This window comes from Glutamicibacter sp. (assembly GCF_032154645.1).
Lineage (GTDB): Bacteria > Actinomycetota > Actinomycetes > Actinomycetales > Micrococcaceae > Glutamicibacter.
The window spans coordinates 34,327-61,121 of the sequence record NZ_JALDXV010000017.1 but is presented as its reverse complement, the minus strand read 5'-3'; the positions used below and the strand labels follow the sequence as shown (position 1 = coordinate 61,121).

The window sequence follows — 26,795 nt, the reverse complement described above, 5'->3', positions numbered from 1 at the left end:
GCAGGCAAAGTTTCACCGCTTAAAGCTTAGGCTAGGTGGCCCACACCGTTGGAGTGATGACGCGTCAAGCGGGAGAAAAATTTAGTTGGCGCTGTGCTCCGCGATGAATTCGCGGGCTGCATCAAGGTCTTCAGGGGTCTTCAGCGCGAGGGTCTTGGTGCCCTTCAGGCCGCGGCGGGCAAGCCCTACCAGGGTGCCGGCCGGTGCCAGTTCCAGGATTCCGGTGACGCCTTGAGCTGCCAAAGTTTCCATGCACAGGTCCCAACGGACCGGACGGGATACCTGAGCTACCAGTGAAGCAAGGTTGGCCGAGCCGCCGTCGACGACCTGTCCGTCGTAGTTTGAAAGCAGGGTGTGCTGCGGATCGGTGGGAGCCAGGGTGTCGGCAAGCTGCTGCAGTTCTCCTACTGCCGGAGCCATGTGCTCGGTGTGGAATGCTCCGGCGACCTTCAGCGGGATGACGCGAGCCTTGGCTGGGGGGTTCTTGGCCAGGGCCGCTAGCTGTTCCAGGGTGCCCGCCGCAACGGTCTGGCCGCCACCGTTGGCGTTGGCGGGGGTTAGTCCGAGCTCTGCCAAGCGGTCGAAGACCTCCTGAGGGTCTCCGCCCAGAACTGCTGACATGCCGGTGGGGGTGGCCGCAGCGGCGTCGGCCATCGCGTTGGCTCGCACGCGCACGAAATTCATCGCATCGTTTTCGCTCAGCGCTCCGGCCAGGGCAGACGCGGTGATTTCACCCACCGAGTGGCCCGCGAAGACTGCGCCTGCTGGAAGCTCGGATCCGAACAAAGCCTTGGCGGTGATCAAACCGGCGGCAACGATCAGCGGCTGGGCAACGGCGGTATCCTTGATGGTTTCCTCATCGGAGGTGGTGCCGTGTTCGATCAGGTCGCGTCCTGTGATTTCGCTCAGGGCGGCCAAGTGCTCGCGCACACCGTCGACGTTGAGCCATTCAGCAAGAAAACCTGGGGTCTGGGAGCCCTGTCCGGGGCATACGATTGCTAACACTCTTCCAGCTTTCCAAATATTGCCGTTTCGTGGCGCGTTGTCAGGCACCAACCTCACGGCCACTGTTTGTAGGTTTCCTACAAAAGCCTAGCGCATGTGGGGCCTGAAAACCCATGTAACGGGTAGGAAAGGGCCGCAGGAAACTGTGCGGAACCACTAAAAACGGTTATGCATTGAATTCTGCCAATCGCCCGACGACCAACGCGCTTTGCAGCACGAAAGCATCCCTGGCGACCAGTGGATCCCAGCCGGTGACCTCGGAAACGCGTTTCAGGCGGTAGCGCACCGTATTGGCATGCACGAACAGCTCACGAGCGGTGCCTTCCAAGGAATGCCCCAGGGCGAGGTAGCTGGTCAGCGTTTCCAGCAGGCCGTTGGACGCCTGCTGCAGCGGCTCGTAAACCTGGGAGAGCAGGTCTTTGCGGGCAAGTGGATCCCCGTTGAAGACCCGCTCGGGCCACAGGTCGTCGGCACCCACCGGGTTCGGTGCCTGAGGCCAGGCCCGTGCGGCGGTGAAACCTGCAATGGCGGCTTGGGCGGCCTGATGCATGTCTTTCACCGTGGGGGCCAAGGGAGAGTAAACCAGCGGCCCGGGGCCGAAAAAGCGGGTCAAACGGCTGAGATCTGCCTCGTCGAACTTGGTGTCTGAAAGCATCAGCACCGAGCGTTCACCCAGCACGCTGACCAGTGAATCTCGGGAATAGCGCGTGGCGAGTCGGCGCAGTGCGGAGATAAAGGTCACTGAATTTGAGGGGGGAGTGGTGCCCACCAGAATCCTGATGTTGTTCTGCGACTTCCAGCCGATGGCAGCCAGTCGGGAGGACAGGGAGTCGTGGCCTTCACCGTGCAGTACCGCGTCGACGACGTGGGCTTCGAGACGCGAGTCCCAGGCGCCGCGGGTTTCGGCGGCGCGGGCGTAAACGTCGGCCGCGGCGAACGCCACCTCGCGTGAGTAGCGTAGTACCGCCTCGCGTAGCGCCGACTGCTCGGCTTCAGGGGCGATATCGGGAACCTGGGACTCGACGACCTCCACGATGGTCCGCAGTAATCCCAGGGCTTTCTGCAGTGAGATGGACCGCGTCAGTTCGGTAGGCGCAGCACCAAACATGTCAGTGACAACCCATGATGGGGTTGAGGAGGGATCTTCGTACCAGGTGACGAAGGTTGAGATGCCTTTTTGCGCGACCAGCCCTAGTGCTGCCCGCTCGTTGGGCTCCAGCGACCGATACCAGGGAAGCTGTTGGTCGAGATACTTCAACGCAGTGGTCGAGAGTACGCCCAAATGGCTTTTGAGGCGTTTGACAGTCTCGCTGCTCGGGGCCGGGCGGGTCCGAGATTTCTTGGCGGGTGTTGCGTCGGTTTGGGGCACCATGACTTCCAGCTTAGCTAAGATTGCGCGCCGTGCGGCGTACTACGGCGGGCGGATCTTGAACAGTTTGGACGGCTAAACGCAGCTGCCCTGCCTGAAGTGAATCAGGCAGGGCAGCTGCGTTAGTGCGAAATGAATCCCACCGATGCTTAGGCGTCGCCGCCAGCATTGCCGGACTTGCCGGCGTTCGGGTTGTTCAGATCGTACTTGGCGTGAGCCTTGATGGCTGAGTCCGCAGCGATTTCTCCGCGCTCGACCAGGGACTGCAGGGTCTGGACGACCAGCGAGTGTGCATCGATCTTGAAGAAGCGACGTGCTGCCGAGCGGGTGTCCGAGAAGCCGAAGCCGTCGGCGCCCAGGGTGTGGAATTCACCCGGGACGTATGGACGGATCTGCTCAGGCACCGCACGCATGTAGTCGGTGGTGGCAATGAACGGACCGGTGGCCGAACCCAGCTTCGCGGTGACGAATGGGGTGCGGCGGGCGGCCGATGGGTTCACCAGTACCTCGTCGTCGGCGGTCTGGCCGTCGCGGGCCAGTTCGTTCCACGAGGTCACGGACCAGACGTCGGCGGAGACGCCCCACTCTTCGGCGAGGATCTTCTGAGCGTCCAGGGCCCATGGCACTGCCACGCCGGAAGCCAGCAGCTGAGCGCGCGGGCCGTCGGTGGTGGCTTCGTTGAGTAGGTAGATGCCCTTTGCGATGCCTTCGATGTCCACGTTCTCAGGCTCAGCAGGCTGCGAGATCGGCTCGTTGTACACGGTGATGTAGTACATAACGTTTGGATCTTCGTGCTTGCCGCCGTACATGCGCTCCAGGCCGGAGCGGACGATGTGGCCGATCTCGTAACCGTAGGCAGGATCGTAGGTGATCACTGCCGGGTTGGTCGAGGTCAGGATCGGGGAGTGACCGTCAGCGTGCTGCAGGCCTTCACCGGTCAGGGTGGTGCGGCCGGCGGTAGCGCCGATGATGAAGCCACGAGCCATCTGGTCGCCGGCAGCCCAGAACTGGTCGCCGGTGCGCTGGAAGCCGAACATCGAGTAGAACACGTAGATCGGAATCAGCGGTTCGTTGTGGGTTGCGTAGGAGGTGCCTGCCGCGGTGAACGCGGAAACTGCGCCAGCTTCGTTGATGCCCGGGTGGATCAGCTGACCCTGTGGGGATTCCTTGTACGCCAGTACCAGATCGCGGTCCACGGACAGGTAGTTCTGTCCGCCAGGGTTGTAGATCTTGGCGGTCGGGAAGAACGCATCCATACCGAAGGTGCGGGACTCATCAGGAACGATCGGCACAATTCGGTGGCCGAAGTCCTTGTCGCGCATTAGGTCCTTGAGCAGGCGAACGAAGGCCATGGTGGTGGCTGCCTGCTGCTTGCCCGAGCCGCGCTTGGCGATGGCGTAGGACTTCTCACCCGGCAGGGTGATCTGCGCATCGGACTCGCGGCGGCGGGTCGGCACAGCGCCGCCCAAAGCGTCGCGGCGCTCCATCAGGTACTTGTACTCGGCCGAATCTTCGGCTGGGCGGTAGTACGGTGGCAGGTAAGGGTTGGCCTCAAGCTGCTCGTCGGTGATCGGGATGCGCAGGTGATCGCGGAAGCCCTTCAGGTCTTCCAGGGTCATCTTCTTCATCTGGTGGGTCGCGTTGCGAGCCTCGAAGTGTGCACCCAGACCGTAGCCCTTGACGGTCTTGGTCAGGATGACGGTCGGCTTGCCCTTGAACTCGGTAGCTGCCTTGTAGGCTGCGTAGACCTTGTGGTAGTCGTGGCCGCCGCGCTTCAGGTTCCAGATCTGGTCGTCGGTCAGGTCGGCAACCAATTCCTTGGTCTCCGGACGCTGGCCGAAGAAGTGCTCGCGAACGAACGCACCGGACTCGGCCTTGTAGGTCTGGTAGTCGCCATCCGGGGTCTGGTTCATGATGTCAACCAGGGCGTTGGTCTTATCCGCTTCAAGCAGGGAATCCCACTCGCGGCCCCAGACAACCTTGATGACGTTCCAGCCGGCACCGCGGAAGAAGGCTTCCAGTTCCTGCATGATCTTGCCGTTACCGCGAACCGGGCCGTCGAGGCGCTGCAGGTTGCAGTTGATGACGAAGGTCAGGTTGTCCAGCTTCTCGTTGGCAGCAAGCTGCAGGAAGCCGCGCGACTCCGGCTCATCCATTTCACCGTCGCCCAGGAAGGCCCAGACGTGCTGATCGGAGGTGTCCTTGATGCCGCGGTTGTGCAGGTAGCGGTTCAGCTGCGCCTGGTAGATGGCGTTAGCCGGGCCGATGCCCATCGACACGGTTGGGAATTCCCAGAAGTCAGGCATCGAACGTGGGTGCGGGTAGGAAGGCAGTGCGTGGCCTTCCTTCGACTTCTCCTGGCGGAAGCCGTTCATGTCCTCTTCGGACAGGCGGCCTTCGACGAAGGCGCGTGCGTACATACCTGGTGAGGCGTGGCCCTGGAAGAATACCTGGTCGCCGCCGCCTGGGTGGTTCTTGCCGCGGAAGAAGTGGTTGAAGCCCACTTCGTACAGGGTCGCGGCACCAGCGTAGGTGGAGATGTGGCCGCCGACGCCGATGGATGGCTCCTGGGCGCGGTGCACCATGATCGCAGCGTTCCAGCGCATGAAGGCGCGGTAACGACGCTCGATGATTTCGTCGCCGGGGAACTCTGGTTCCTGATCGACGGGGATGGTGTTGACGTAGTCGGTGGTGGTGACCATCGGAACACCAACAGACTTGGCACCCGCACGCTGAAGCAGCGAACGAATGATGAACTGGGCACGCTCGGTGCCCTGGGTCTCTACGAGGGAGTCAAACGAGTCCAACCATTCCTGGGTTTCCTCGGGATCCCGATCGGATAGCTGGTAAGTCAACCCACTACGGATCTGGGAGATGTGTTCCTCTACAGCCACTGAAGCTCCTTGATTGAATTTGCGGCTCCGTCACGGCGCAGGCAGTTACCTGCATTGCGACGGTATTGGGACATCGGGTGCGCAGACACTGGTGTGATGTGTTCTGCTCGGTTCACTGCCTACTCTAGTGAATAAATCCACCCCGAAATGACGAGATTTTTGGGCAAAATAGCATTAAACATGTTTTATTGAGTGACTTGTACAACATTGTGCAGGAGCTATTATCTAGTTACTCCTGTCGCTGGGTGTTGGCTCACTTGGCGGCGGGTAATTTTGTTCGGCGTGTTATTGCCTTAGCGCTTGAATGGAGCGACGAAACCGTGTTTCGTTGGTACTAACGCTTTGCACCATCAGGAGGAATGAAGTGAGCGACGCCGTATCGGCAAATCTGGAACCCGCTAAGAAACTGGGGTTCAAGAATGAAGACCTTATTCAGGAACTGGGTTACGACGATGACGTTGATTACGATCTTCGTGACTCGATCGAGGACCTGATCGGTTCAGAGATGCTCACCGAAGAGGACCACGACGTAGTAGACGCAGTCGTTTTCTGGTGGCGCGAGGGTGATGGTGATCTAGTCGACGCCCTCATGGATTCTCTGAACTGTCTTGAAGACGGGGGAATCGTTTGGCTGTTAACCCCCAAGCAGGGGCGAGATGGGCACGTATCCCCAGCACTGATTCAGCAGGAAGCCCCAAGTGCTGGATTGCATGTCACGACCACCGAGGGCGTCTCGGCTGATTGGTCAGCAATTCGTCTGGCGCCTCGCAAGAAGAACTAATGATTCAAGCAGGCTCACCCCTGTTCGAATTTTCGCTGGAAAATCAACACGGCGAAACGATTACCAGCGCCGGACTCTCAGTGGGTCGGGTGCTGGTTGTCTTTTATCCTTGGGCGTTTTCGCGAGTTTGCGGCTCTGAACTAGCCGAACTTCAACAGAATTATGCATATCTCAGCGATGCCCAGGTGCGAGTGATCGCGATCTCTGTAGATCATAAGTTTGCGCTGCGTAATTATGCGCAGCAGCTGGGCGCGGAATTTGATCTGTTGGCTGATTTCTGGCCACATGGCCAAATCGCGCGGTTGGCAGGAGCGTTCGACGAACAACGTGGAGTGGCGACACGGTTATCTTTGTATGTAATCGATGGCCTAGTGCAGGACGTCTTCATTAGTGCAATGACTGAACCTCGCGATTTTCAAGACTACGTTCGAGCAATTGAGCGTGATCGCGCCTGAATAACTGTCGTGTCTTCAGGGCCGTTTCCAATGACGTGCGCGGGATTTGCATCGGTCAAAGAATCTCTGTAATGTAGTTCCTCGTTGGCCCACAAAGCCAATGTGGTTAGGGCCTTTAGCTCAGCTGGTAGAGCGTCACGTTTACACCGTGAATGTCATCGGTTCGATCCCGGTAGGGCCCACCAATCACGAATTCGCCTCGATTCTCCTGCGAGAATCGAGGCGAATTTTTTGTGTATTCGAACTCTTGGCTGCATGTTCTTGGCCCTGCCTGAATCTTTTCGTGATGTTTGTTTAAGCTTTTCCTAAAACTTGTTTTTGATCCCGCGACCTACTCGTGAATCCCTTCGCTCGGTAGTGCGATGCCTTCTTAATCGTTTGATTTCAATCGTAGTCAATCAAGAAGGTGCCGAGAATCCGAATGCTCGTATCAGGGCCGTGACCTTGCGCTCTAAGTCCTAGTTGACTTGGTTTCTTAGAGAGATGTAAGTCACTAGCTTTCAATTTGTGCTCCCGGGAAAGGTCAAGTAAAGTTATTTCCTGTTGGCGAGGAGAAATTCAAAAAGCCAATGTGGTTAGGGCCTTTAGCTCAGCTGGTAGAGCGTCACGTTTACACCGTGAATGTCATCGGTTCGATCCCGGTAGGGCCCACCAAATTTGAGATCCGCATCCATAGGGTGCGGATCTTTTCTATTTTGCGATTCGATTATTCCCAGTTGGGCAAGGAAAGTCAGCTGCAGATCTACCGAGTCCCCTGGAAAAGAATAAGGGGGATAGGGGGGCGCATTAGGTACGAGACCGGCAATTAGTTTTGCAACGAAACGTAGCTTTGCGTAGTGCTAGATGCTTTCGGTTTGATAGGCAACATCAAAACAGCAGGGCGGCAACACAATTGACCCTCAAGAGTTTCTGACATGGAGAAATATTCGGGTAGTACGTTCCATAGATGTGAAACCATGGTCAACAAGTGGCTCAATTCGGATCTAAGGAGTAGACATGGCCCAGCCGTCAGAAACAACCATGAGTCGCATAAGTGACTTGGTAGCTCTGGATACCACCAGTCGGGATTCAAACTTGGTTTTGATCGATCATGTGGAAGGTTTGTTGGGGGAGCATGGCGTAGCGTCGATACGCATTCCCAGCCCAGACGGGAATAAAGCAAACTTATTGGCGACGATCCCAGCTGCGGATGGTAGGCGCCAAGGTGGAATCGTGCTCTCGGGGCACACCGACGTTGTGCCGGTTGATGGTCAGAAATGGGCCAGCGATCCATTTGCCGTTGAGGTCCGGGACGGGAGGGTCTATGGACGCGGTACGTGTGACATGAAAGGTTTCCTAGGCGTTATTCTGGCGAAGTTGCCGAAGATGGTAGATGCAAAACTTCGCGAGCCAATCCATCTGGCTTTTTCTTATGATGAAGAAGTCGGATGCGTGGGTGCAGTCTCACTGGTCGACCGAATGGTGAAGGACGAACTGTCTCCCGGGGGCTGCTTTGTGGGCGAACCGAGCAGTATGAGGGCAATCCGAGGCCACAAATCAATGAATGTGTTCAAGGTGGAGTTCCATGGGATTGCTTCGCATTCGTCGTTACCCAGTGAGGGACTAAACGCGATTTCTTATGCATTGCGCTTTGCTTCGTTCGTCGAGGAATTAGCCAAAGAACTTCGAGTCGAGGGCCCATCGGATGACGCGTTTATCGAGCCTACGACAACTATGAACGTTAATCGCATCGACGGCGGAATTGCGGTAAACACCATCCCTTCTGAATGTGTAGTGTACTTCGAGTACCGCTCCCTGGCAGTCGTTGATAGGGAGGCACTGACTCAGAGAATCCGACAGTGTGCAGCCGATCTTGAGCAAGAGATGAAACATCGCAATAACGCTGCGTACGTTACCTTTGAGCAGCAGGCGGGCGCGCCAGGGCTGGAAACCAGTAAGGATGAACCCTTCGTCGGATTCGCGGCTGATTGTGGAGCCATCGCAACGGACGAGAAAGTGACTTATGGGACCGAAGCCGGGCTATTTTCGGCAGCTGGTATTCCCACGGTTGTTTGCGGCCCTGGCGATATCGCGCAGGCTCACGCTCCGGATGAATTCATTGAGCTGGATCAGCTTGTTGCCTGCGAAGAGTTCGTTGAAAAACTAATCGTCAAACTGAGCGACTAGCGGTCCTGCGCCAAAAACCGGCCGGGGACGGGGTATGGCGTTCTGAACATGCAGTGCGGTGCAAAAAAGTTGGTGCTTTTATGCGCCGCACTGTGATGCGCGCAAAGAGCTAATTGATCGCGACCAGAAGTACCGCTGTCCAGTGGCACAGAAAAGCGATGATGGTACATGAGTGAAAAAGTTCATGGAATCCGAAAACTTTGGGCAGCGGATTCGGTGACTTGGTTGCGTAGAATATAGCCCCCACTGTGTAGGCAAGCCCTCCAAGCACAATGAGAATCATTACGGCGGGATTGGCGGCCCAGAAAGCCGGAAGATACATGACTGCGCCCCAGCCGAGTAACAAATATAGGGATACACCGATCCATCGAGGAGCCCACGGCCACAGCAATTTCACTGCAATGCCAGATAGGGCCCCTGTCCAAATGATTGAAAGTACGGTGATCGCCTGTTTGGGCGCTAAAGTCAGTGCCGCGACGGGTGTGTAGGTGCCAGCGATCAGCAGAAAGATGTTTGCGTGATCGGCGCGGCGAAATAGCCCCATAACTTTATCCGTCCAGCGGCCGCGGTGATATAGCGCGGAGGTCCCGAACAGCGCAATCGAACTTAGTGCGAATACTGCGGTGGTCCATTCGGCTAAGTGGCTCTCGGCTAGGACGATCAGCAATAATCCCATGACGATAATTGCCGGCGTCGACCAGGCATGGATTAGCCCGCGCCATCGGGTCCGTTCGGTGCCTTGGATGTCAATTTTCCGACGCGAAACGCGTGGAGGGTTCTCTGTGGGCACAGTCGAGGAGGTCATCGGGTTCCTTTGGTCCTGCCGGGATAGCCACCCCTGCAGTTTGAAGCTTACGCCACTATGCTGATGGCCTACTGTGTCCGGGCGGTACAAAACTTACCGTTTCTAGGGAACGGGCGGGCTGCATACTTGCACGCTGACGATTGATGATTTTGGGTGTAGGGCAGTGCCTAGGCCACCACTATTTGTCCTTGTATTGGTGCAGTCGGAAGCTGATTTCTTCGTGCTAAAACCTACTGCCCTGTTTGAATTCTTCAACGACGCGTGTCATTAACCATGTAGTGGGGGAACGCTCCGCCCAAGCTGACGGGCACACCAGCTTGTTGTCTGAATGGCGCCAAGCTGACTTTCCCCAATGTTCGATGGGTGCGTCGGGTCTTGGAGCTTGTTTGCTGGGCAGCCTGAGCTGGTGAGGAGCGATGGTGATGAAACATTGATGCACATCGCGGACAATTCGTTCGTTTTGAGGCGCGGTATGGGTAGAAGCGCTGACCTTGACAGTGCAGGCGACAACTCATAGCCTTTTAAATATGATTTTATGAACATCTGGTTATCTAAAATCAGATAACAGAGTTCATGCACAACGGAGTGAAACATGACCAATAAGATTCCTCCCATCGTGGTGATGGGCGTTTCGGGAAGTGGCAAATCGACGATTGGAGCGATGCTCGCCTCCGAGCTTCGCTTAGAATTCATCGACGGCGACGCACTGCACCCGCAGTCCAATCGAGACAAGATGGCATCGGGGCAAGCGCTAAATGATGCCGATCGTAAGCCCTGGTTGGAAATCATTGGTGAGACATTGGCCGAGGCTCATGGACACGACCACTCGCTGGTGGTGGCATGCTCGGCCCTCAAGCGCTCATACCGTGACTTGATCCGCTCTCTTGAACCAACAACATTGTTCGTTCACCTTTCCGGTGGAAAGTCCCTGCTCAGTGATCGCATGGCGGGACGAACCCACGAGTTCATGCCCGTTTCGCTTCTCACTAGTCAGCTGGCAACGCTCGAAGAGCCTGATAGCGACGAACGTGTCCTCACGGCAGATATTTCGATGACGCCTCAGCAAATCGTTCGCAAGCTAATTGCTGAACTGCCTGCGTAAGCAGGCTGACTCGAATCCCATTTCGCTCAAATTGATCAAGGACGACAATGACACCTGAGCTTGAATTAAATTGGACGCTTGGAACCCCGGCGCTCCTTGGTATCGCGGCCGCGGCAATTGCCCTGCTCCTGGTGCTGATCATCCGTTTCCGGGTGCACGCATTCCTGGCATTGGTGGCGACGAGCCTGCTGACCGCGATTGCCGCAGGCATCCCTGCAAGCTCAGTGATCTCCACAATGACGCTTGGCTTTGGCAGTACGCTGGCAAGCGTGGCATTACTGGTGGGCCTCGGCGCGATGCTCGGACGCATGCTGGAAACCAGTGGCGGCGCCGATGTATTGACCAATTGGCTTATCAATAAGTTTGGCGAAGATCGCGCCCCTTTGGCTCTGTCTGTGGCATCTCTATTATTTGGTTTCCCGATCTTCTTTGATGCTGGCCTTGTAGTGATGCTTCCAATTATTTTCACGGTCGCACGCCGGCTCGGCGGCTCGCTGCTCTTCTACGCTATTCCTGCTGCTACCGCATTCTCGGTCATGCACGTCTTCGTCCCGCCGCATCCGGGGCCGGTGGCTGCTTCCGGACTGCTCAACGCCAATGTCGGGCTAGTGCTGATTCTGGGTCTATTAGTAGCCATTCCTACCTGGTTCTTCGCGGGCCAGCTTTTTGGAAAATTCATCGGCAAGAAGTTCGACGTTCCGGTGCCGCATATTTTGGATGCTGCATTGGGTGGCGCTGAAGGCGGACCGAAGGATCCGTTTAAGTCATCTCCTTCGGTCGGCACGGTATTCAGCCTGCTCTTACTGCCGCTGCTGTTGATTTTTATGAACACGGGCTTGAATATGCTGGGGTCTGCCGGTGTGGTGGATCCCGACGCAGGCTGGGTGCAGTGGTTGAGGCTGCTGGGTGAAACCCCCGTGGCTCTATTGCTCACGGTCTTCCTCGCCATGATTTTGCTGGGGTTCCGCAAGGGCAAGTCCAAGACCCTGATCGAGACAGTGGTTGATTCCGCTCTGGGTCCAGTGTGTTCAATCATTTTGATCACCGGAGCAGGTGGCATGTTCGGCGGCGTACTGCGTGCCAGCGGCATTGGACAGGCCATTGCCACGTCTTTGGATGCATTGGGCCTTCCGCTGATCATCGCCGGATTCCTCATCGCTGCGATTGTTCGCTTGGCCCAGGGGTCCGCGACGGTTGCATTGACCACAGCCGCTGCAATTATTCAGCCTGCGGTGCTGGCTGACTCGACGTTGACAGCTTTTCAGGTTGCCGCGATGGTTCTGGCTCTGGCGGCCGGATCGGTCTTCGCGGGGCACGTCAACGATTCCGGATTCTGGCTGGTGTCGCGCTTCTTCCAAATGGACGTTTCAACCACGCTGCGTGTTTGGACCGTTGGTCAGGCACTGGTTTCCGTCGTCGGCTTTGCCTTCGTGATGGTGCTTTACGGCGTGGCCACGGCGCTTGCCTAGCGTGAAGTTACCTGCATAAAAAGGAATCCCGTCGGATGCTTTAAATAGCATCCGACGGGATTCGATGATTAATTCAGCGTTGATACAACTCGTTGCGCGAAGGTTGAAGATCGAGGCTATTTTTGCTTCGCCGCGTCGACGAATAATCGTGGCTCGGCGTCCCATAGACCGGAAATTTCATTGTGCGTACGACGCATGATGCTCTCCATATTGCGCCGGGCCGCCGCCGGATCCGAGTTCGAAATCGCGTCGGCCACAGATTGATGCCACAGCAGTGCTTCCTCGTGGGGGCGCTCCGGCATTAGGCCAAGGTCTGTACGACCGCGGAGGATTGCTCCGATGGGAGTTGCCAGATTGGCGAACATTTCATTGCCTGACGCGGCCAGTACCGCCGAATGGAATCGGATGTCCAATTCTAGGAATCGGCGCAAATCGCCCATGCGTCCGTAGTGGTTCATTTGGGCCGACAACAGCATGAGTTCCTTGCGCAGCGACTCCGGGGCAACCTCCGCAGCCAGTTCGGCGGCCATCGGCTCGACGGCGATCCGCAGCTCGGTCAGGGATCGCAACTGGGCGCCCCTGTGATCGCTGGCCAGCCGCCAGCGGATGACATGGTCGTCGTAAGGGTTCCAATGCTCGGCGCTGAGGACCCGGATGCCAACGCGTTTGGTGCTGTTGACCAATCCGCATTGCGCCAAAACGCGTACGGCTTCGCGGATCACCGACCGAGATACCTGAAGTTTTTGCTCTAAATCGGCGGCCAAAATGATCGAGCCGTCGGGGATTTGTCCACTGACAATGCGAGAGCCGAGATGCTCAACCACATGAGCGTGCAGACTAGTTGCCATACGGCTAGTTTAGCCACAGCGTGGGCGTACTTCAGAAACTTGATACTTAAACAACAAACTAAAATCAGATTTATTTCGGCCCGAGGTCTGGGAATCGCGGCGTGAACACGAGTAGGATGGAATGGTCACGTGGTCGTGATCAGGGGCCGTGACTTTCCGGTCTCTATTGCGCCTCAACTCCCCGTAATTGATGGAGACTTATTTTTATGCCTGCACAGATTGGTGTCACAGGTCTGGCCGTGATGGGCGCGAACCTCGCACGGAACTTCGCCCGCAATGGATACACCGTAGCTCTGCACAACCGTTCGGTTGCCAAAACCGACGCATTGCTTGCAGCCCATGGCGATGAAGGCGATTTCATCCGTACCGAGACCCTGGAGGAGCTCGTAGCGAACCTTGAGTCCCCGCGTCGCGTGATGATCATGGTGAAGGCTGGCGGCCCGGTCGACTCGGTCATCGACCAGCTGGTCCCGCTGCTGGATGAGGGTGACATCATCATCGACGGCGGCAACTCGCACTACACCGATACCCGCCGCCGCGAAGCTGCCCTGGCTGCCAAGGGTCTGCACTTCGTCGGCGTCGGCGTCTCCGGCGGCGAAGAAGGTGCCCTGCTGGGTCCATCGATCATGCCGGGCGGCTCGGCCGAGTCCTACAAGGCCCTGGGGCCGCTGCTGGAGAAGATCTCCGCCAAGGCCGACGACGGCACCCCCTGCTGCGCCTGGATCTCCACCGACGGCGCCGGCCACTTTGTCAAGATGGTCCACAACGGCATCGAATACGCCGACATGCAGGTCATCGGCGAGGCCTACGACCTGCTGCGCAGCGCGGCAGGCCTGGAGCCGGCGGCACAGGCAGAAATCTTCTCGCAGTGGAACGAGGGCGAGCTCTCCAGCTTCCTCATTGAAATCACCGCCGAGGTTCTTGGCCACGTGGATACCGCCACCGGCAAACCGCTGGTCGACGTCATCCAGGACTCTGCGGGCCAGAAGGGCACCGGACGTTGGACCGTGCAGTCGGGCCTCGACATGGGATCGCCGGTATCCGCCATTGCCGAGTCCGTGTTCGCCCGTTCGCTGTCCTCCCAGCGTGATATCCGCGCCGTGGGCCAGCAGGTGCTGGCGGGCGAAACCACCGACGTCGCCCTGCCGGAGAACTTTGTTGAGGACGTCCGCCAGGCGCTATTCGCCTCCAAGCTGGTGTCCTACGCACAGGGCCTGGACATGCTCACCTCTGCCGCCGGTGAATACGGCTGGGAGCTGAAGCTCGATGAGATCGCAGGTTTGTGGCGTGAAGGCTGCATCATCCGTGCAGCGCTGCTCAAGGACATCATGGCCGCCTACAAGGGAGAGGCGCAGCCGGCGAACCTGCTGTTCACCCCCGCCTTCACCGAGGCGATCGCCAAGGCGCTGCCTGCATGGCGCCGAGTGGTCGCGGTGGCGGTACAGCTGGGCATCCCCGCTCCGGTCTTCTCGTCGTCCTTGGCCTACTACGACGGTCTGCGTCGCGACCGCCTGCCTGCGGCACTGACCCAGGGTCTGCGCGACTTCTTCGGCGCGCATACCTACCGCCGCACCGACAAGGAAGGCACCTTCCACACGTTGTGGAGCGGCGACCGTTCCGAGATCGCAGCGGAAGACACCCACTAGGATCATTCCGCGCATTTAGCCGGCCGCCTCGTTAGACAACGGGTGCGGCCGGCTTTTTCTCTGCCTAGATAACGCTGTGAATCTCAGCTCGGTCATAGTGCCGCCTAGGGCCGGGCATGGAACGGCAAAAAACGCACAGCAACGATTTATCCCCGGGAATGCGCGCCGATGCCCGGAATTCAAAAGCTCTTCAAACCTCTACACCCGCTGGGCCACAGGTGACGGTCATAGAAAATTTGCATGACCAAATTACCCGATGCCCCACTCGTCAAAAAGAAGCCGTCGCGGCGCACCTTCATCGCCGGTTCGCTCGCACTGTTGGCCGGAGCCGGTGGCACAGCCGGCTGGGCGCTGGACCGATTCGTCATCGAACACGTCGAACAGACCGACGTGTCAAGCGGCGAATCCTCCCCACCTACGACGACAGACAGCGGCAGCCACGGTGCTGATGCGGCGGTCCTCGACGAGAACAGTTACACCTCGGACCTTGCAACCATCACCATTACCGAAAAAACTATCGGAAGCGGTCAAGCAGCTGTCGTCTATTTTGTCGCCGACCTGAAACTCAGTGAGGCGAACGTTCTTCGATTGGCATTCGCCAAGGACAGTTTTGGTGAAAATATCATCGAAACCACCAGCCAAATTGCCCAAGAGCACGACGCGGTCTTCGCGGTGAATGGAGACTACTACGGTTTCCGAGACACAGGAATCGTGATCCGCAACGGCAAGGCCTACCGGGACAAGGGGGCGCGCGAGGCGCTGGCCTTCTATGCCGACGGATCGGTCAAGATCTACGACGAACGGCAGACTAACGCGTCAGCACTTGTGAACCAAGGGGTCATCAATACCCTCTCCTTCGGCCCCGCGATCGTCGCCGACGGCAAAGTGATCGACGGGATCGACTCGGTAGAGATCGACACGAACTTCGGAAACCACTCGATCCAAGGCAAACAGCCGCGCACCGCGGTAGGCGTGCTTGGGGACAACCATGTGGTTTTCGTCGTGGTGGATGGTCGTGCCGCGGGATACAGCGCGGGGGTGAGCATGCCTGAGCTCGCCTCGATCATGACAGATCTGGGAGCGAAGACCGCCTACAACATGGACGGCGGAGGATCGTCAACCATATACTTCAATGGGCGTCTGGTTAACAACCCTCTGGGCCGGGACAAAGAGCGTGGAACCTCAGATGTGTTCTATGTTGCGAAGCAGGGGCAGCAATGATCATTCTGATTCCTGCCTATCAACCCGACGCGAAAATGCTTGACCTGGTTGCCTCCCTGAGAGAGCACCTGCGCGACGCTCAGGTGCTTGTCATCGACGATGGAAGCGGAGAAAAATACGACGAAGTCTTCGCCGCCGTACAAAAGCTCGGTGCCGTGGTGCGGCGCTATCCGATCAACCAAGGCAAGGGAGCCGCGCTGAAACGCGGGTTCTTGTTCATCGAAGAGGAATTTCCCGGTCAAATTGTGGTCACGGCGGACTGCGACGGCCAGCACTGCGCCGCCGACATCGCCAGCGTTGCCTGCAGGGTCCTCGAATCCGGGAACCTCACGCTGGGGCAGCGCCGCTTTGGCGGAAAAATTCCATGGCGCAGTGCCCTGGGCAACAGGGCCACCACATTGTTCTTCGCCCTGTCCACCGGCAGCTGGCTGGCCGACACCCAAACGGGATTGCGGGCGTTTCCGCCAACGGCACTTCAGTGGCTGATACAGGTCCCCGGCGAGCGCTATGAGTATGAACTGAACATGTTGCTCGAAGCGCGGCGCAGGTCCCTGTTCATCGACAGTGTTGCGATCGAAGCGATCTACCTTGAGGGCAATAGGTCGTCTCATTTCAGGCCGATCACGGATTCGGCCCGAATTTATGCGCCCCTGCTGAAATTTACCGCCGCGTCTTTGGCAGGATTCGTCGTTGACACCGCATTACTCTTTGCATTCAGCTTAATCTCCGTCAACCTGCTCGCTTCGGTGGTGTTGGCACGGATTGGCAGCGCGGCGGTGAACTTCTGGATCAATCGTCAGTTGGTGTTCAGCGGTGCCCGCAACACCGAGCTGAAGTCCACCGCGTGGCGTTATGCGCTCTTAGCGGTGTGTCTGTTGGCGGCGAACTACGAGCTTCTGAGGTTGATGGTGCACACGGGGGTGCCACTGATCGCGGCGAAAATTCTGACGGAGATGGCCCTGTTCCTCATGAGCTACGCGGTTCAGAAACGATTCCTATTTAGTCGGGGTGCAGCTCTCAACAACCTCGCGAGTGGCCTGCCGCCGGGCGCAGGCCAGATAGCGCGCTCGGCGCGGTTGCGAGGCAAGGGGTAGGGCCCTTCGTGCCGGCCGCTGTTCAGTTCTAGCCGCTAGTGATCTGCTTCTGGTATTTCTGGTCCTTCATTGAGGTGGGAAAGCGTTTGGGCCGAACGGATCAGCTCTGTAGCTTCAGTAGGGCTGATGCGGACAAGTGTCAAGGCGGCAATGACCAATCCTGTGATCGATTCGGCGAGCAGCCGGTGTCGTGTTGCCGAAAGCGTTGGGTTCGCTGCCTGCAGTCCACGGGAGAATGCGGCATGTAATTCGGCCCTGTAGGCGGTGATTGCGCGGGTCACCTGCTCGTCGCGTGCTATTGGCGCCGAGGCGCTGTTAATGAGCAGGCAGCCGTGGGCTGCCGGGAGCGATTGGGGCTGATTGAAGGAGCGGATGATGGATTCCAAATATTCATCCAGGGCATCCGGTGCCACCTGGGGTTCCGTAAGTGGACGCAGGCGCGGTCGGATCAGCTCATCGAGGTAGCTGTTGACCGCGGCATCGAAAAGTCCACGTTTTGAGCCGAAGGAGTTGTAGATGCTTGATCGGCTTAAGCCGGTGGCGGATTCAAGTTCGGGAACAGATGCTGATTCGTAGCCGCGTTTCCAGAATACGGCGCGTGCTTGGCGGATTACCTCGTCGCGGTCGAAGGCCAATGTTCTAGCCATCACAGTCCTCCCTCTTTTTGTAATGACTATTTCAGTATATATTGGAAAGGTCGTTACAGAAACGGTATGCGACAGTTCCGGAGAGCTAAGGCGGACATCATGCTTATTGCAGCACAGTTGCTGGCACTGATTGCGGCGCTGATTCACTGCTACATCTTCCTCATGGAATCCCTGTGGTGGGAGAAGCCCAGTACCCGTCGGGTGTTCGGGATGAGTGTGGGTGAAGCGCGGACCACCAGGGCGCTGGCGTTCAATCAGGGTTTCTATAACCTCTTCCTCGCGCTGGCGGTCCTTGCTGGACTGGCATTTTTCCTCGCCGATCAACCACTGATCGGGTCCACGCTGCTTTACACGGGCCTGGGGTCGATGGCATTGGCGGCCCTGGTCTTGATCATTTCCAGCCCGGACAAGTCATCGGCGGCGATCAAACAGGGCACAGCCCCATTGCTCGGCCTGCTGGTCCTTGCCCTGGGGCAAGCTCTTTAAGCCGCGCCACGGAACGACCCCCAATTGATACAGCCATAGAAAGGCAAGGCATCCTCATGACCAACAACAGCACTCAAATTCTGCTGTCCTCCCGACCAGTAGGATGGCCCACCAGCGAAAACTTCGAGGTGCGTACGGTAGAGCTGCCCGAGCTTGAGCCCGGTCAGGTCCGAGTGCGCAACGAGTTCGTGTCAGTTGATCCGTATATGCGTGGCCGCATGAACGACACCCGCTCCTACGTGGCTCCCTACCAAATCGGTGAGCAGATCAGCGGGGGCGCGGTGGGACGCGTCGTTGAATCGAGGTCTTCGACCCTGCCTGTAGGAGCGCTGGTGACGCACCAGCATGGGTGGTCGGACACGGTGCAGGCCGATGCCGCGAGCTTCAACTCGGTCCCCGAAATCAAGGGCCTTCCCAATTCGCTGCGGCTGCACATGATGGGAATGACCGGCTTGACCGCATGGGTGGGCCTCACGGTCATCGCCCAGCTCAAGCAGGGTGACACCGTGTTCATTTCGGGTGCAGCCGGTGCGGTGGGCACCGCCGCCGGACAGATCGCCAAGCTCCTTGGCGCCAAGCGTGTCATTGGCTCGGCCGGCAGCGATGCAAAGGTTGCCCTGTTGCAGGACAAATATGGCTACGACGCAGCATTCAACTACAAGAACGGCGACGTGGCGGGCCAGCTGAAGGCGCTGGCTCCAGAAGGAATCGACGTATTCTTCGACAATGTCGGCGGCGAACACCTTCAGGCAGCATTGGATGCCTTCAACGACGGAGGCCGGGCTGCGCTGTGCGGGGCAATTTCCAGCTACAACACCACCGCATCGGTTCCAGGCCCCAATAATATGGCAAACCTGATTACCCGGGGCCTGAAACTTCAAGGTTTCACGCTCGCCAATTATCTGGGACACGCCTCCGAATTTTCGGCGCAGATGGGCCAGTGGTTCGCCCAGGGGGCCATCTCCTATGACGAGACCATCGTCGACGGCATTGAGCACACCGTTGATGCGTTCATCCAAATGATGCAGGGGAAGAACGTCGGCAAAATGCTTGTGCGCATCTAGCCGAACGCCAACAGAGCAAGGACCGTGCGTGAGACACTGGGGGTCATGAACGGACCAGAAGAAAACAAGTGGCTGGCGGCGGTGCGCGCAGACCCGCAGCATTCGAAGAACTTCGCCCAACGCTGGCGCACCCTTGAAGCGGAAGGCCACGATATCTACGGCGAGGCCAGGATGGTCGACGCCATGGCCGAACGGGGCAGCCGCATCCTTGATGCAGGATGCGGCACCGGACGGATCGGCGGCTGGCTCGCAGGCATCGGTCACAGCGTTGTCGGCGTCGACCTGGACCCTCACCTGATTGAGGTAGCCCAGCAGGAGCACCCCAGTGCGCGGTGGGTCGTCGGCAACCTCGCCGATTTCACGCTTCCCCAGACCGGCGGCGCACCACAGGAATTCGACCTGATCGTCAGCGCCGGCAATGTCGTGACCTTCCTGTCCGCCGCGGAGCGGATCCCGTCATTGAAGCGACTTCACGACGTACTTGCCACGCAGGGGCGGCTAATGGTCGGCTTCGGTGCCGGCCGCGGCTACGAATTTGAGCAGTTCCGGCAGGATGCGGCGGAAGCGGGGCTACGTATTCAGGGGGAGTATTCCACCTGGCAGTTGCATGAGCCCAACGACGAATTTCTGGTAGCGGTCCTCAGCCGCGCCTAGGAACCTGTGCCAGCAGACATTCATACACAGAACTGGCAGGGGAAACAGGGTAAGCACAGCAGGGGGCTCGAAGATTAAAGGGTCCATCAAAGCCCCCTGAACGTTACAAGGAACTACCCGTGAGTTCGTCCTCCCGCCTGCGGGCCGCAATTTCTGCGGCGGCCCTCATCCTCGCAGTTTCCCTCACGGGATGCGCCGCGGGGCCCGTCCAAACGGTCGCGGACGTGACAGGCAGCACTACCGTGCAAAGCGAGGCGCTGACGAGCCCCACCCCGGACCGCAGTTCCGTACCCCTGGCCCGGGTGGCTGAACACACCGGATTTATCGACGCCGATCTGGCATCGGATGCTGGAAAGCAGACACGTGTCACGCTAGATGATTCGCGCAGTTCCGCTTCGGGAAATGATGCATCATCGGTGGTCAGTAATGGACGTACCACGAGCATTACCGGGGCCGGGACCTATAAAATTTCGGGCAAGCTCAGCGACGGCCAACTGCGGGTGGATGCGTCGGGCAAGGACGCGGTGCGGCTGATCCTAGATGGCGTGCAGATTTCCTCGTCTCAGGGCCCAGCGCTGAGCATCCAAGGTGGACAAAAAGTTGTCGTCGAACTTGCCGCCGGCAGTCATAATTCATTAACGCAGGGCACCGAAGCGGCGCCCGGCGGTCCACCAAACCACGGCGCCGCCCTGTACTCCCAAACAGACCTGGCTATTACCGGGCGCGGGTCGCTGGCAGTGGGCGCAGATTACGGCGATGGGATTCGCAGCACCCAGGGTCTGCTGATCGCCGGCGGGCAGGTCATGGTCCGCGCGGCAGGAGACGGGCTGACGGGTGACAAGTTCGTGGCGATGACCGGGGGAAACTACACAGTCACCGCCGCCGCCCGCGGTGTGCACTCGTCCTCCAACGCGGAGCACGATTCGGGATGGGTGCACCAATATGCAGGTCAGCTAAGCATTTCAGCAGGAGTGAGCGGAATTTCTGGAGCGACGAACCTGACCCTGAGCTCGGGCAGCGTCATGGTCAGCGAGTCGGTGCAGGGGCTGCAGGGCCCCCGCGTCCAGATTACCGGGGGCCGGCAGACGATCTTCGCCAGCAAGCACGGCATTGAAGCGGAACAGCAGCTGTCACAGGCCGCCGGCGCGGTGCTGGAGAAGACCGACGGTCAACCCGAATTTCCGGGGGCAGAGGTCAGGGTCTCCGGTGGGCAGGTAGCGATCCTCGGCGCCGAACAGGCGATCGACAGCGATGGCGACATCTACCTGGACTCCGGCGATGTGTTGATCGCAGCACCCGAGGCGCGAATGGGTCAGCCACTGAGCTCCGATGGAACCATTCGCGTTGACCGGGCGGTGCTGGCACTGGACGGCGCGCAGAACCCAGCAATGAACTTGGGACAGAACTTCGGGCAGAACACGATCGAGGCGAGTTTCGACGTCCCTCCGCCGGCAGGGAACTCGCTGCAGATCATCGACGAGGCCTCTACCGTCATCGCGTCGTTCCCCATTAACAATGCGGTGCACAACCTGCAGGTGACCAGTGGACTGCTGGAGCAGGGCGAGAGTTATCAGCTCTACGCCGGAGCACCAAAAAAGCCCGGAAGCCAGCTGAGTGCCGAAGACTCGGGCTCGCAAACCTATCTGGCCACCTCAACGGCGCACCGGTGACTCGGATAGCGGACGCGGCTAGGAGCGGACCATGCGAGCATCGATGATCTGCGGGACGCGGGGGTCGTTGACCTGGGTGCCGTCGAACTCGAAGCCGTTGCGATGATAGAACGCGATGGCCCGCGGGTTATCCCGGGCAACCCAAAGCACCGCAGGTCCCGTCCCCACGGCGCAGTCAAGCAATTGCTGACCCAACCCGGTGCCGTGGTGTTCCGCTAGGACGTAGAGGCTGTACAGCTGGAGTCCGGCTCTGTGCACCTCGCCGCGGTGGGCATTGGGCGGCCCGGCAAAGACGAATCCGCTCAAGCTACCCTCGCCATCTTCGGCTACCTGCAGGCGCAGCGCGGGATTGCCATCGGCGATCGCGCGGGTCCAAAACGTCATGCGGGACGCGTAGTTCTCCGCACTGAAGTAGTCCGCTGGCAGCAACCGGGCATAGGTTTGCCGCCAGCAAAGCCAGTGCAGATCGGCCAGGGTCCGGGCATCTCCCGGCAGCGGGGTGCGCAGCCGATGGTTCATTGGGCTCCGGCATAATCGGCCAGGTGGGTGCCGGTCAGCGTGCCGGAGGCGGCCAGCTGCCTCGGCGTTCCTTCAAAGACAATGCTGCCCCCGTCATGACCCGCCCCCGGTCCCAGATCGATCACCCAGTCCGCGTGGGCGATGACCGCCAGGTGATGTTCGATGACAAGCACCGTATTTCCCTCGTCGACCATTTCATCCAGCAATGCCAGCAGGCGCTGCACGTCGGCCAGGTGCAGGCCGGTCGTGGGCTCGTCCAGGACATAGGTGCCCGCTCCCTTGCCCAGATTGATGGCAAGCTTCAGCCGCTGGCGCTCGCCGCCGGAGAGCGTGTTCAGCGGCTGGCCGAGCTTCAGGTAACCCAGGCCCACCTGATTCAGGCGTTCGAGCAGGGCCTCGGCCTTTTTGATGTTCAACTGCTCCATCGCCTGCTCGATGCTCAGGTCAAGAACCTGCGCGATATTCAGCCCGTCCAGGGTGTAGGCGAGCACCTGGGACTTGTAGCGTTTGCCTTCACAGATTTCGCAGGGCAGCGCCACACCTGCCATGGACACCAGGTCGGTGTAGGTGAAGCCGACGCCGCCGCAATGTTCGCAGGCGCCGTCGGAGTTGGCGCTGAACAGGCCGGGTTTCACGCCGTTGGCCTTGGCGAAGGCGGCGCGGATGGGGTCCAGCAGGCCGGTGTAGGTGGCGGGGTTTGAACGGCGCGAGCCGCGGATGGGGGATTGGTCCACCACCGCTACGTCTTCACGCTTGGCGATCGTCGAATGGATCAGCGAGGACTTGCCCGAGCCGGCGACGCCGGTGATCGCGCAGAGCACACCGGTGGGCACATCCACGTCGACGTTCTTCAGGTTGTGCAGCTTGGCCCCACGGATTTCCAGCGGCTTGCCGGGTTCGCGGACCGACTGCTTCAGCGGCACACGCGTGGAGAAATGCCTGCCGGTGGCCGTGTCGGACTCCAGCAGCCCCGCGACGTCGCCCGAATAAGTCAGGGTGCCTCCGTGGACGCCCGCGCCGGGGCCGAGGTCGATCACGTGGTCGGCGATCTTGATGACCTCCGGCTTGTGTTCGACCACCAGCACCGTGTTGCCCTTGTCGCGCAGCTCCTGAAGCAGCCGGTTCATGCGCTGGATGTCGTGCGGGTGCAGCCCTATCGTCGGCTCGTCGAACACATAGGTGACATCTGACAGGGCGCTGCCCAGGTGGCGGATCATCTTGACGCGTTGGGCCTCGCCGCCGGAGAGCGTGCCTGCCGGACGGTCAAGCGAAATGTAGCCCAGCCCGATCTGCACCATCGCGTCGAGCACCGCGCAGAGGTTCGTAAGCAGCGGGGCCGCCGGGGGAATCTGAAGCTGCTTCAGCACCTCCATCAGGTCGGAGACCTGCAGCGCTGTCATGTCCGCGATGCCCAGATGGTTGATTTTTGAGGCCCGCGCCTTTTCACTCAATCGCGCCCCGCCGCAGACGGAGCAGGGGGCGGTGGTGGAGATGCGGGCGATCCAGTCGCGGATATGGGCCTGCTTGATCTCGCGGCCCGAGTGGATGTAGGTGGTCTTGATGCGGGTGATGAGCCCCGAGTAGCTCATGTTCGCGCCGTTGAGCTTGACCTTGCCGGTTTCGGCATAGAGCAGTCGGTCAAGCATCTGCTGTGGCATGTCCTTGAGCTTGATGTCCAGATCCGCCCCGGTGCCGGCGGTCAGCGTCTGCCAGAGCCAGGCGCCGGGAGTGAAGTTCGGTGCCTTGATGGCTCCCTCGTTCAGGCTCAGCTCCCAGTCAAGCAGTTCGTCCAGATCGATGCTCGCCTCCGTGCCAAAGCCTTCACAGGTTTGGCAGGCTCCTTCACCGAGGTTGAAGGAATAGGCGCCGGCCCCTCCAGCGCTCGGTGTGGAATAACGCGAATAAAGCACGCGCAGCAGCGAATAGGCATCGGTGGCGGTGCCGACGGTGGAGCGCGAGTTCGCTCCCATGCGCTCCTGGTCCACGACGATGGCCGCCGACAAGTTTTCAAGCACCTCCACATCGGGGCGCGGCATCGAGGGCATGAACGTCTGGACGAAGGAGGTATAGGTTTCGTTGATCAGGCGCTGGGATTCGGCGGCGATCGTGCCGAATACCAGCGAGGATTTGCCCGAGCCGGAAACACCGGTGAAGGCGGTAATGCGCCGTTTGGGAATGTCGACGTCTACGCCCTTGAGATTGTTTTCCCTAGCTTGGCGGACGTGGATGATGTCGTGGCTGTCTGCACGGTGCTGGCTCATGGACTCAAGCCTACGCAATATGCGTCGCTGACTGCAGCAAACGTAGTGATGAAACTTTGCAGTCTGGTGCTACAGCGAATCACGGCGGCTTGTTGGTGCACCGACGTCCTGAATCGGCCGCGCCGCATCTTTGGCGTCGGTCAGCGTGTGCGGCGTGGTGGGTGCCGAATGAAAAATTTAACAGCGGTCAACCATACTGTAGCTATAGATTATTCGGACTTTTTGCGCATACATGAACGGTGGTTCTGACCAGCGTGTTCGTTTTCGCAGAATTCCTCGAACCAGAATGTTAAGTATCCGCTTCATTTTTATCTGAATCATTGTGCCCACACAGGATTTCGGTGTAACGCAGGTTACGCATATCATGGACAAGTCGTGCGCTGCGACACAAAACGCAGCCACGCGCTGACGCCCTCAGAATTCAAAATCCTAAAGGACCTCCATGAAGCTGCTGAAAAAGTTCCCACTGCTTGGCTGGATTGTCATAGCCATCGTGCTGGGCGTACTGCTCGGACCCGTGATGCCAGTTTGGTTGGGAAGCGCATTCCTGACCTACAACTCCCTGTTCTCCGGCTTCCTCGGCTTTGTGGTCCCGCTGATTATCTTCGGCCTCGTCGCGCCCGCCATCGCCGAATTGGGTAAGGGAGCAGGCAAATGGCTCGGCATCACCGCGCTGATCGCCTATGGCTCGACCATTGCGGCCGGCCTGCTTGCGTACTTTGTATCCCGTTTGATGTTCACCCAGTCGCTGTCCGGCGGCGGTGTAGAGTCGATTACCGAGGGCGACGGCTCTGGTTTCGAACCTTATGTCACCCTGGTTTCCTCTGCCACCGGTTCTGCCACTGAAATCGTGCTGCCTCCCGCACTGGACGTCATGACCGCGCTGGTGCTTGCCTTCATCATCGGCATTGGCATCACCTCCTTCCACTCCAAGGTGTTGTTCCGCGGAGTCGTCGAATTCCGAACCATCATTGAAGCAGTGATCCGCCGCGTCGTGGTTCCTGCGCTGCCGCTGTTCATCTTCGGCATCTTCCTCGACCTGTCGGCCAGCGGCTCCGCCGTCGTCGTCATCACCAAGTTCCTGCTGGTTGCGGTGGTTTCCTTCGCGCTGACCCTGGTTGTGCTGCTGGTGCAGTACACGATCGCCGGTGCCATGAACAAGCAGAACCCGCTCAAGGCCCTGTGGAATATGCGCGACGCCTACTTCACCGCTCTTGGCACCTCGTCCTCCGCCGCCACCATCCCGGTGACCCTCGCCTCAACCAAGAAGAACAAGGTCGCCGACGCGGTGGCAGGATTCGTCGTTCCGCTGTGCGCCACGATCCACCTGTCCGGCTCGATGGTGAAGATCACCTGCTTCTCGATCGCAGTGCTGCTGCTGACCGGAGGCGACGTTTCTTTCGGCGCCTACTTCCCATTCATCCTGATGCTCGGCGTCATGATGGTGGCGGCTCCCGGCGTTCCGGGCGGCGCCATCGCAGCAGCGGCTGGCCTGCTGGCGCAGATGCTGCACTTCGGTGAGGTCGAGGTGGGCCTGATGTTCGCCGCCTACATCGCGCTGGACAGCTTCGGTACCGCGACCAATGTGACCGGCGACGGCGCATTGGCAATGATCATGAACAAGCTGACCCGCGGCAACCTGGGCACCCAGGCGCAGAATCCAGAAGACGAGATCGTCGAATTGGCCGATGGAACCGAAACCGGATCCAACGCACTGGCCTAACAGTCCTTGGGCCTGACAGGTCAAGCAACACAAGATAGACGTGCAGTTAACCACTGCACGTCTTTCTTCTTGGCGTCGAACTCAACGTCTCATGAATCTTGGTGCGCCCAGATCCTTGTTCATGCACATGACCTGCGAGAATCGCGAAACAGCCTCAAACCCATTCGACGTTGACAACTGATGTTAAAAAGACGGCAGGCGGGAACACTCCCGCCTGCCGTCCTTCGGGTCTGCTAGATCCACATCGCAGGATCAATGTATTCGGCAGGATCCACCGCCGGCTGACGTTCTTCAGGCTTGCGCGGACGGTTCTGCGCCGGAATGCCTGTCACGATCGAGCCTTCCGGTGCGTCCTTGACTACCACCGCGTTGGCACCGATCGCCGAATCCGCACCGATGTAGATCGGCCCCAGCACCTTGGCTCCGGCGCCGATGACTACCCGGTCGCCGATGGTGGGATGGCGCTTGACCTTTGCCAGCGAACGGCCGCCCAGGGTGACTCCGTGGTACAGCATGACGTCGTCGCCGATCTCAGCGGTTTCGCCGATGACGATGCCCATGCCGTGGTCGATGAAGAACCGACGTCCGATGGTAGCTCCGGGATGGATTTCGATACCGGTGATTGCACGGTTTGCCTGAGACAACAGACGGGCCGGCCACCTCAACGAAGGGTTCTGCCACATCTTGTGAGCCAAGCGGTGAAGCCAGATGGCGTGCAGGCCGGAATACACGAAGAAGTTTTCAACGTCGCTGCGTGCCGCGGGGTCGTGAGTACGCGCATTTGCGAGGTCTTCACGTAGCCGGGAGAAAAAACTCATGAGTACTACCTTAATGGTTGGTTGTTTCATGTGCGGAATATTGCGTAGTCACACAACAAATCGGCGCGAGCTGCACCATGGGTTCCATTAAGACCCAA

General features: G+C 59.1%; 22 protein-coding genes and 2 tRNA genes. 15 read left to right on the top strand and 9 right to left on the bottom strand.

The annotated features are described in order from the left end of the window. Positions 1 to 81 precede the first annotated feature (81 nt). The 3 genes from RUH64_RS13355 to aceE form a co-directional block, all read right to left on the bottom strand. A complete protein-coding gene (locus tag RUH64_RS13355; protein ID WP_313814026.1) occupies positions 82 to 1,005 on the bottom strand; it encodes an ACP S-malonyltransferase in 924 nt (307 codons plus the stop codon). 166 nt (positions 1,006 to 1,171) lie between these two features. Next, a complete protein-coding gene (locus tag RUH64_RS13350; protein WP_313814025.1) occupies positions 1,172 to 2,377 on the bottom strand; it encodes a helix-turn-helix domain-containing protein in 1,206 nt (401 codons plus the stop codon). Positions 2,378 to 2,523: 146 nt separating this feature from the next. Beyond that, entirely contained in the window at positions 2,524 to 5,268 is a 2,745-nt protein-coding gene (gene aceE / locus RUH64_RS13345) for a pyruvate dehydrogenase (acetyl-transferring), homodimeric type (RefSeq protein WP_313814024.1), read from the bottom strand. Positions 5,269 to 5,632: 364 nt separating this feature from the next. Here aceE and RUH64_RS13340 point away from each other — a divergent pair, with 364 nt between their 5' ends. The 5 genes from RUH64_RS13340 (at position 5,633) to argE (ending at position 8,670) form a co-directional block, all read left to right on the top strand. After that, on the top strand, positions 5,633 to 6,049 hold the full coding sequence (locus RUH64_RS13340) for a DUF3052 domain-containing protein (RefSeq protein WP_313814023.1): 417 nt from the start codon (positions 5,633 to 5,635) through the stop codon (positions 6,047 to 6,049). Further along, complete coding sequence (locus RUH64_RS13335; protein ID WP_313814022.1) at positions 6,049 to 6,504, top strand: redoxin domain-containing protein; 456 nt, start codon at positions 6,049 to 6,051, stop codon at positions 6,502 to 6,504. The genes RUH64_RS13340 and RUH64_RS13335 overlap by 1 nt, the downstream gene beginning before the upstream one ends. Positions 6,505 to 6,613: 109 nt before the next feature. Continuing rightward, positions 6,614 to 6,689: transfer RNA gene (locus tag RUH64_RS13330), tRNA-Val, on the top strand. A gap of 393 nt (positions 6,690 to 7,082) precedes the next feature. Next, positions 7,083 to 7,158: transfer RNA gene (locus RUH64_RS13325), tRNA-Val, on the top strand. A gap of 342 nt (positions 7,159 to 7,500) precedes the next feature. After that, positions 7,501 to 8,670, top strand: coding sequence for an acetylornithine deacetylase (gene argE, locus RUH64_RS13320; RefSeq protein ID WP_313814021.1), 1,170 nt, complete (start codon positions 7,501 to 7,503; stop codon positions 8,668 to 8,670). A 109-nt stretch (positions 8,671 to 8,779) separates the two neighbouring features. On the opposite strand, the gene RUH64_RS13315 is transcribed toward argE, so the two are convergent. Further along, positions 8,780 to 9,475, bottom strand: a complete 696-nt coding sequence (locus tag RUH64_RS13315) for a hemolysin III family protein (RefSeq protein WP_396276029.1) — start codon at positions 9,473 to 9,475, stop codon at positions 8,780 to 8,782. Positions 9,476 to 10,067: 592 nt separating this feature from the next. Between RUH64_RS13315 and RUH64_RS13310 the strand changes: the two genes are divergently transcribed. Then, the gene (locus RUH64_RS13310) at positions 10,068 to 10,577 is read left to right on the top strand and encodes a gluconokinase (protein WP_313814019.1); all 510 of its coding nucleotides are present in this window, start codon (positions 10,068 to 10,070) and stop codon (positions 10,575 to 10,577) included. A 47-nt stretch (positions 10,578 to 10,624) separates the two neighbouring features. Continuing rightward, positions 10,625 to 12,046: a GntP family permease gene (locus tag RUH64_RS13305; RefSeq protein WP_313814017.1), complete on the top strand. Its 1,422-nt coding sequence runs from the start codon at positions 10,625 to 10,627 to the stop codon at positions 12,044 to 12,046. A gap of 116 nt (positions 12,047 to 12,162) precedes the next feature. Here the strand turns inward: RUH64_RS13305 and RUH64_RS13300 are convergent, their stop codons facing one another. Next, positions 12,163 to 12,894 (bottom strand): FCD domain-containing protein, encoded by a 732-nt coding sequence (locus RUH64_RS13300; RefSeq protein ID WP_313814016.1) that lies wholly within the window; start codon positions 12,892 to 12,894, stop codon positions 12,163 to 12,165. 206 nt (positions 12,895 to 13,100) lie between these two features. Between RUH64_RS13300 and gndA the strand changes: the two genes are divergently transcribed. The 3 genes from gndA (at position 13,101) to RUH64_RS13285 (ending at position 16,855) form a co-directional block, all read left to right on the top strand. Continuing rightward, positions 13,101 to 14,540, top strand: a complete 1,440-nt coding sequence (gene gndA, locus RUH64_RS13295) for an NADP-dependent phosphogluconate dehydrogenase (RefSeq protein ID WP_313814015.1) — start codon at positions 13,101 to 13,103, stop codon at positions 14,538 to 14,540. A 240-nt stretch (positions 14,541 to 14,780) separates the two neighbouring features. Beyond that, positions 14,781 to 15,761 (top strand): phosphodiester glycosidase family protein, encoded by a 981-nt coding sequence (locus RUH64_RS13290; protein WP_313814013.1) that lies wholly within the window; start codon positions 14,781 to 14,783, stop codon positions 15,759 to 15,761. Continuing rightward, positions 15,758 to 16,855: a bifunctional glycosyltransferase family 2/GtrA family protein gene (locus RUH64_RS13285; protein WP_313814011.1), complete on the top strand. Its 1,098-nt coding sequence runs from the start codon at positions 15,758 to 15,760 to the stop codon at positions 16,853 to 16,855. Before RUH64_RS13290 ends, RUH64_RS13285 begins: the two co-directional genes overlap by 4 nt. Before the next feature lie 35 nt (positions 16,856 to 16,890). Here RUH64_RS13285 and RUH64_RS13280 read toward each other — a convergent pair whose 3' ends face one another. After that, positions 16,891 to 17,502 (bottom strand): TetR/AcrR family transcriptional regulator, encoded by a 612-nt coding sequence (locus tag RUH64_RS13280; protein WP_313814010.1) that lies wholly within the window; start codon positions 17,500 to 17,502, stop codon positions 16,891 to 16,893. 99 nt (positions 17,503 to 17,601) lie between these two features. On the opposite strand from RUH64_RS13280, the gene RUH64_RS13275 reads away from it, so the two are divergent. The 4 genes from RUH64_RS13275 (at position 17,602) to RUH64_RS13260 (ending at position 21,376) form a co-directional block, all read left to right on the top strand. Then, positions 17,602 to 17,988 carry a DUF1304 domain-containing protein gene (locus tag RUH64_RS13275; protein ID WP_313814008.1) on the top strand — a complete coding sequence of 129 codons (387 nt, stop codon included), beginning with the start codon at positions 17,602 to 17,604 and terminating at the stop codon, positions 17,986 to 17,988. Between the two features lie 56 nt (positions 17,989 to 18,044). Further along, positions 18,045 to 19,052: an NADP-dependent oxidoreductase gene (locus RUH64_RS13270; protein WP_313814006.1), complete on the top strand. Its 1,008-nt coding sequence runs from the start codon at positions 18,045 to 18,047 to the stop codon at positions 19,050 to 19,052. Between the two features lie 45 nt (positions 19,053 to 19,097). Beyond that, complete coding sequence (locus RUH64_RS13265; RefSeq protein WP_313814004.1) at positions 19,098 to 19,706, top strand: class I SAM-dependent methyltransferase; 609 nt, start codon at positions 19,098 to 19,100, stop codon at positions 19,704 to 19,706. A gap of 119 nt (positions 19,707 to 19,825) precedes the next feature. Further along, entirely contained in the window at positions 19,826 to 21,376 is a 1,551-nt protein-coding gene (locus RUH64_RS13260) for a carbohydrate-binding domain-containing protein (RefSeq protein ID WP_313814002.1), read from the top strand. An 18-nt stretch (positions 21,377 to 21,394) separates the two neighbouring features. Here RUH64_RS13260 and RUH64_RS13255 read toward each other — a convergent pair whose 3' ends face one another. Beyond that, entirely contained in the window at positions 21,395 to 21,895 is a 501-nt protein-coding gene (locus RUH64_RS13255) for a GNAT family N-acetyltransferase (RefSeq protein ID WP_313814000.1), read from the bottom strand. After that, positions 21,892 to 24,156, bottom strand: a complete 2,265-nt coding sequence (locus RUH64_RS13250; RefSeq protein WP_313813998.1) for an excinuclease ABC subunit UvrA — start codon at positions 24,154 to 24,156, stop codon at positions 21,892 to 21,894. The genes RUH64_RS13255 and RUH64_RS13250 overlap by 4 nt, the downstream gene beginning before the upstream one ends. 442 nt (positions 24,157 to 24,598) lie before the next feature. On the opposite strand from RUH64_RS13250, the gene RUH64_RS13245 reads away from it, so the two are divergent. Beyond that, positions 24,599 to 25,879, top strand: a complete 1,281-nt coding sequence (locus tag RUH64_RS13245; RefSeq protein WP_313813996.1) for a dicarboxylate/amino acid:cation symporter — start codon at positions 24,599 to 24,601, stop codon at positions 25,877 to 25,879. A gap of 233 nt (positions 25,880 to 26,112) precedes the next feature. Here the strand turns inward: RUH64_RS13245 and epsC are convergent, their stop codons facing one another. After that, entirely contained in the window at positions 26,113 to 26,697 is a 585-nt protein-coding gene (epsC, locus tag RUH64_RS13240; protein ID WP_313813995.1) for a serine O-acetyltransferase EpsC, read from the bottom strand. Positions 26,698 to 26,795: the final 98 nt, after the last annotated feature.

Bases quoted from the DNA above. Each gene is read 5' to 3' on its own strand.
- RUH64_RS13270 (WP_313814006.1), top strand. From the start codon at position 18,045: ATGACCAACAACAGCACTCAAATTCTGCTGTCCTCCCGACCAGTAGGA.
- RUH64_RS13300 (WP_313814016.1), bottom strand. From the start codon at position 12,894: ATGGCAACTAGTCTGCACGCTCATGTGGTTGAGCATCTCGGCTCTCGC.
- RUH64_RS13285 (WP_313814011.1), top strand. From the start codon at position 15,758: ATGATCATTCTGATTCCTGCCTATCAACCCGACGCGAAAATGCTTGAC.
- epsC (WP_313813995.1), bottom strand. From the start codon at position 26,697: ATGAGTTTTTTCTCCCGGCTACGTGAAGACCTCGCAAATGCGCGTACT.
- RUH64_RS13250 (WP_313813998.1), bottom strand. From the start codon at position 24,156: ATGAGCCAGCACCGTGCAGACAGCCACGACATCATCCACGTCCGCCAA.
- RUH64_RS13290 (WP_313814013.1), top strand. From the start codon at position 14,781: ATGACCAAATTACCCGATGCCCCACTCGTCAAAAAGAAGCCGTCGCGG.
- RUH64_RS13255 (WP_313814000.1), bottom strand. From the start codon at position 21,895: ATGAACCATCGGCTGCGCACCCCGCTGCCGGGAGATGCCCGGACCCTG.
- gndA (WP_313814015.1), top strand. From the start codon at position 13,101: ATGCCTGCACAGATTGGTGTCACAGGTCTGGCCGTGATGGGCGCGAAC.
- RUH64_RS13350 (WP_313814025.1), bottom strand. From the start codon at position 2,377: ATGGTGCCCCAAACCGACGCAACACCCGCCAAGAAATCTCGGACCCGC.
- RUH64_RS13265 (WP_313814004.1), top strand. From the start codon at position 19,098: ATGAACGGACCAGAAGAAAACAAGTGGCTGGCGGCGGTGCGCGCAGAC.
- RUH64_RS13280 (WP_313814010.1), bottom strand. From the start codon at position 17,502: ATGGCTAGAACATTGGCCTTCGACCGCGACGAGGTAATCCGCCAAGCA.
- RUH64_RS13305 (WP_313814017.1), top strand. From the start codon at position 10,625: ATGACACCTGAGCTTGAATTAAATTGGACGCTTGGAACCCCGGCGCTC.
- argE (WP_313814021.1), top strand. From the start codon at position 7,501: ATGGCCCAGCCGTCAGAAACAACCATGAGTCGCATAAGTGACTTGGTA.
- RUH64_RS13245 (WP_313813996.1), top strand. From the start codon at position 24,599: ATGAAGCTGCTGAAAAAGTTCCCACTGCTTGGCTGGATTGTCATAGCC.
- RUH64_RS13275 (WP_313814008.1), top strand. From the start codon at position 17,602: ATGCTTATTGCAGCACAGTTGCTGGCACTGATTGCGGCGCTGATTCAC.
- RUH64_RS13310 (WP_313814019.1), top strand. From the start codon at position 10,068: ATGACCAATAAGATTCCTCCCATCGTGGTGATGGGCGTTTCGGGAAGT.
- RUH64_RS13335 (WP_313814022.1), top strand. From the start codon at position 6,049: ATGATTCAAGCAGGCTCACCCCTGTTCGAATTTTCGCTGGAAAATCAA.
- RUH64_RS13315 (WP_396276029.1), bottom strand. From the start codon at position 9,475: ATGACCTCCTCGACTGTGCCCACAGAGAACCCTCCACGCGTTTCGCGT.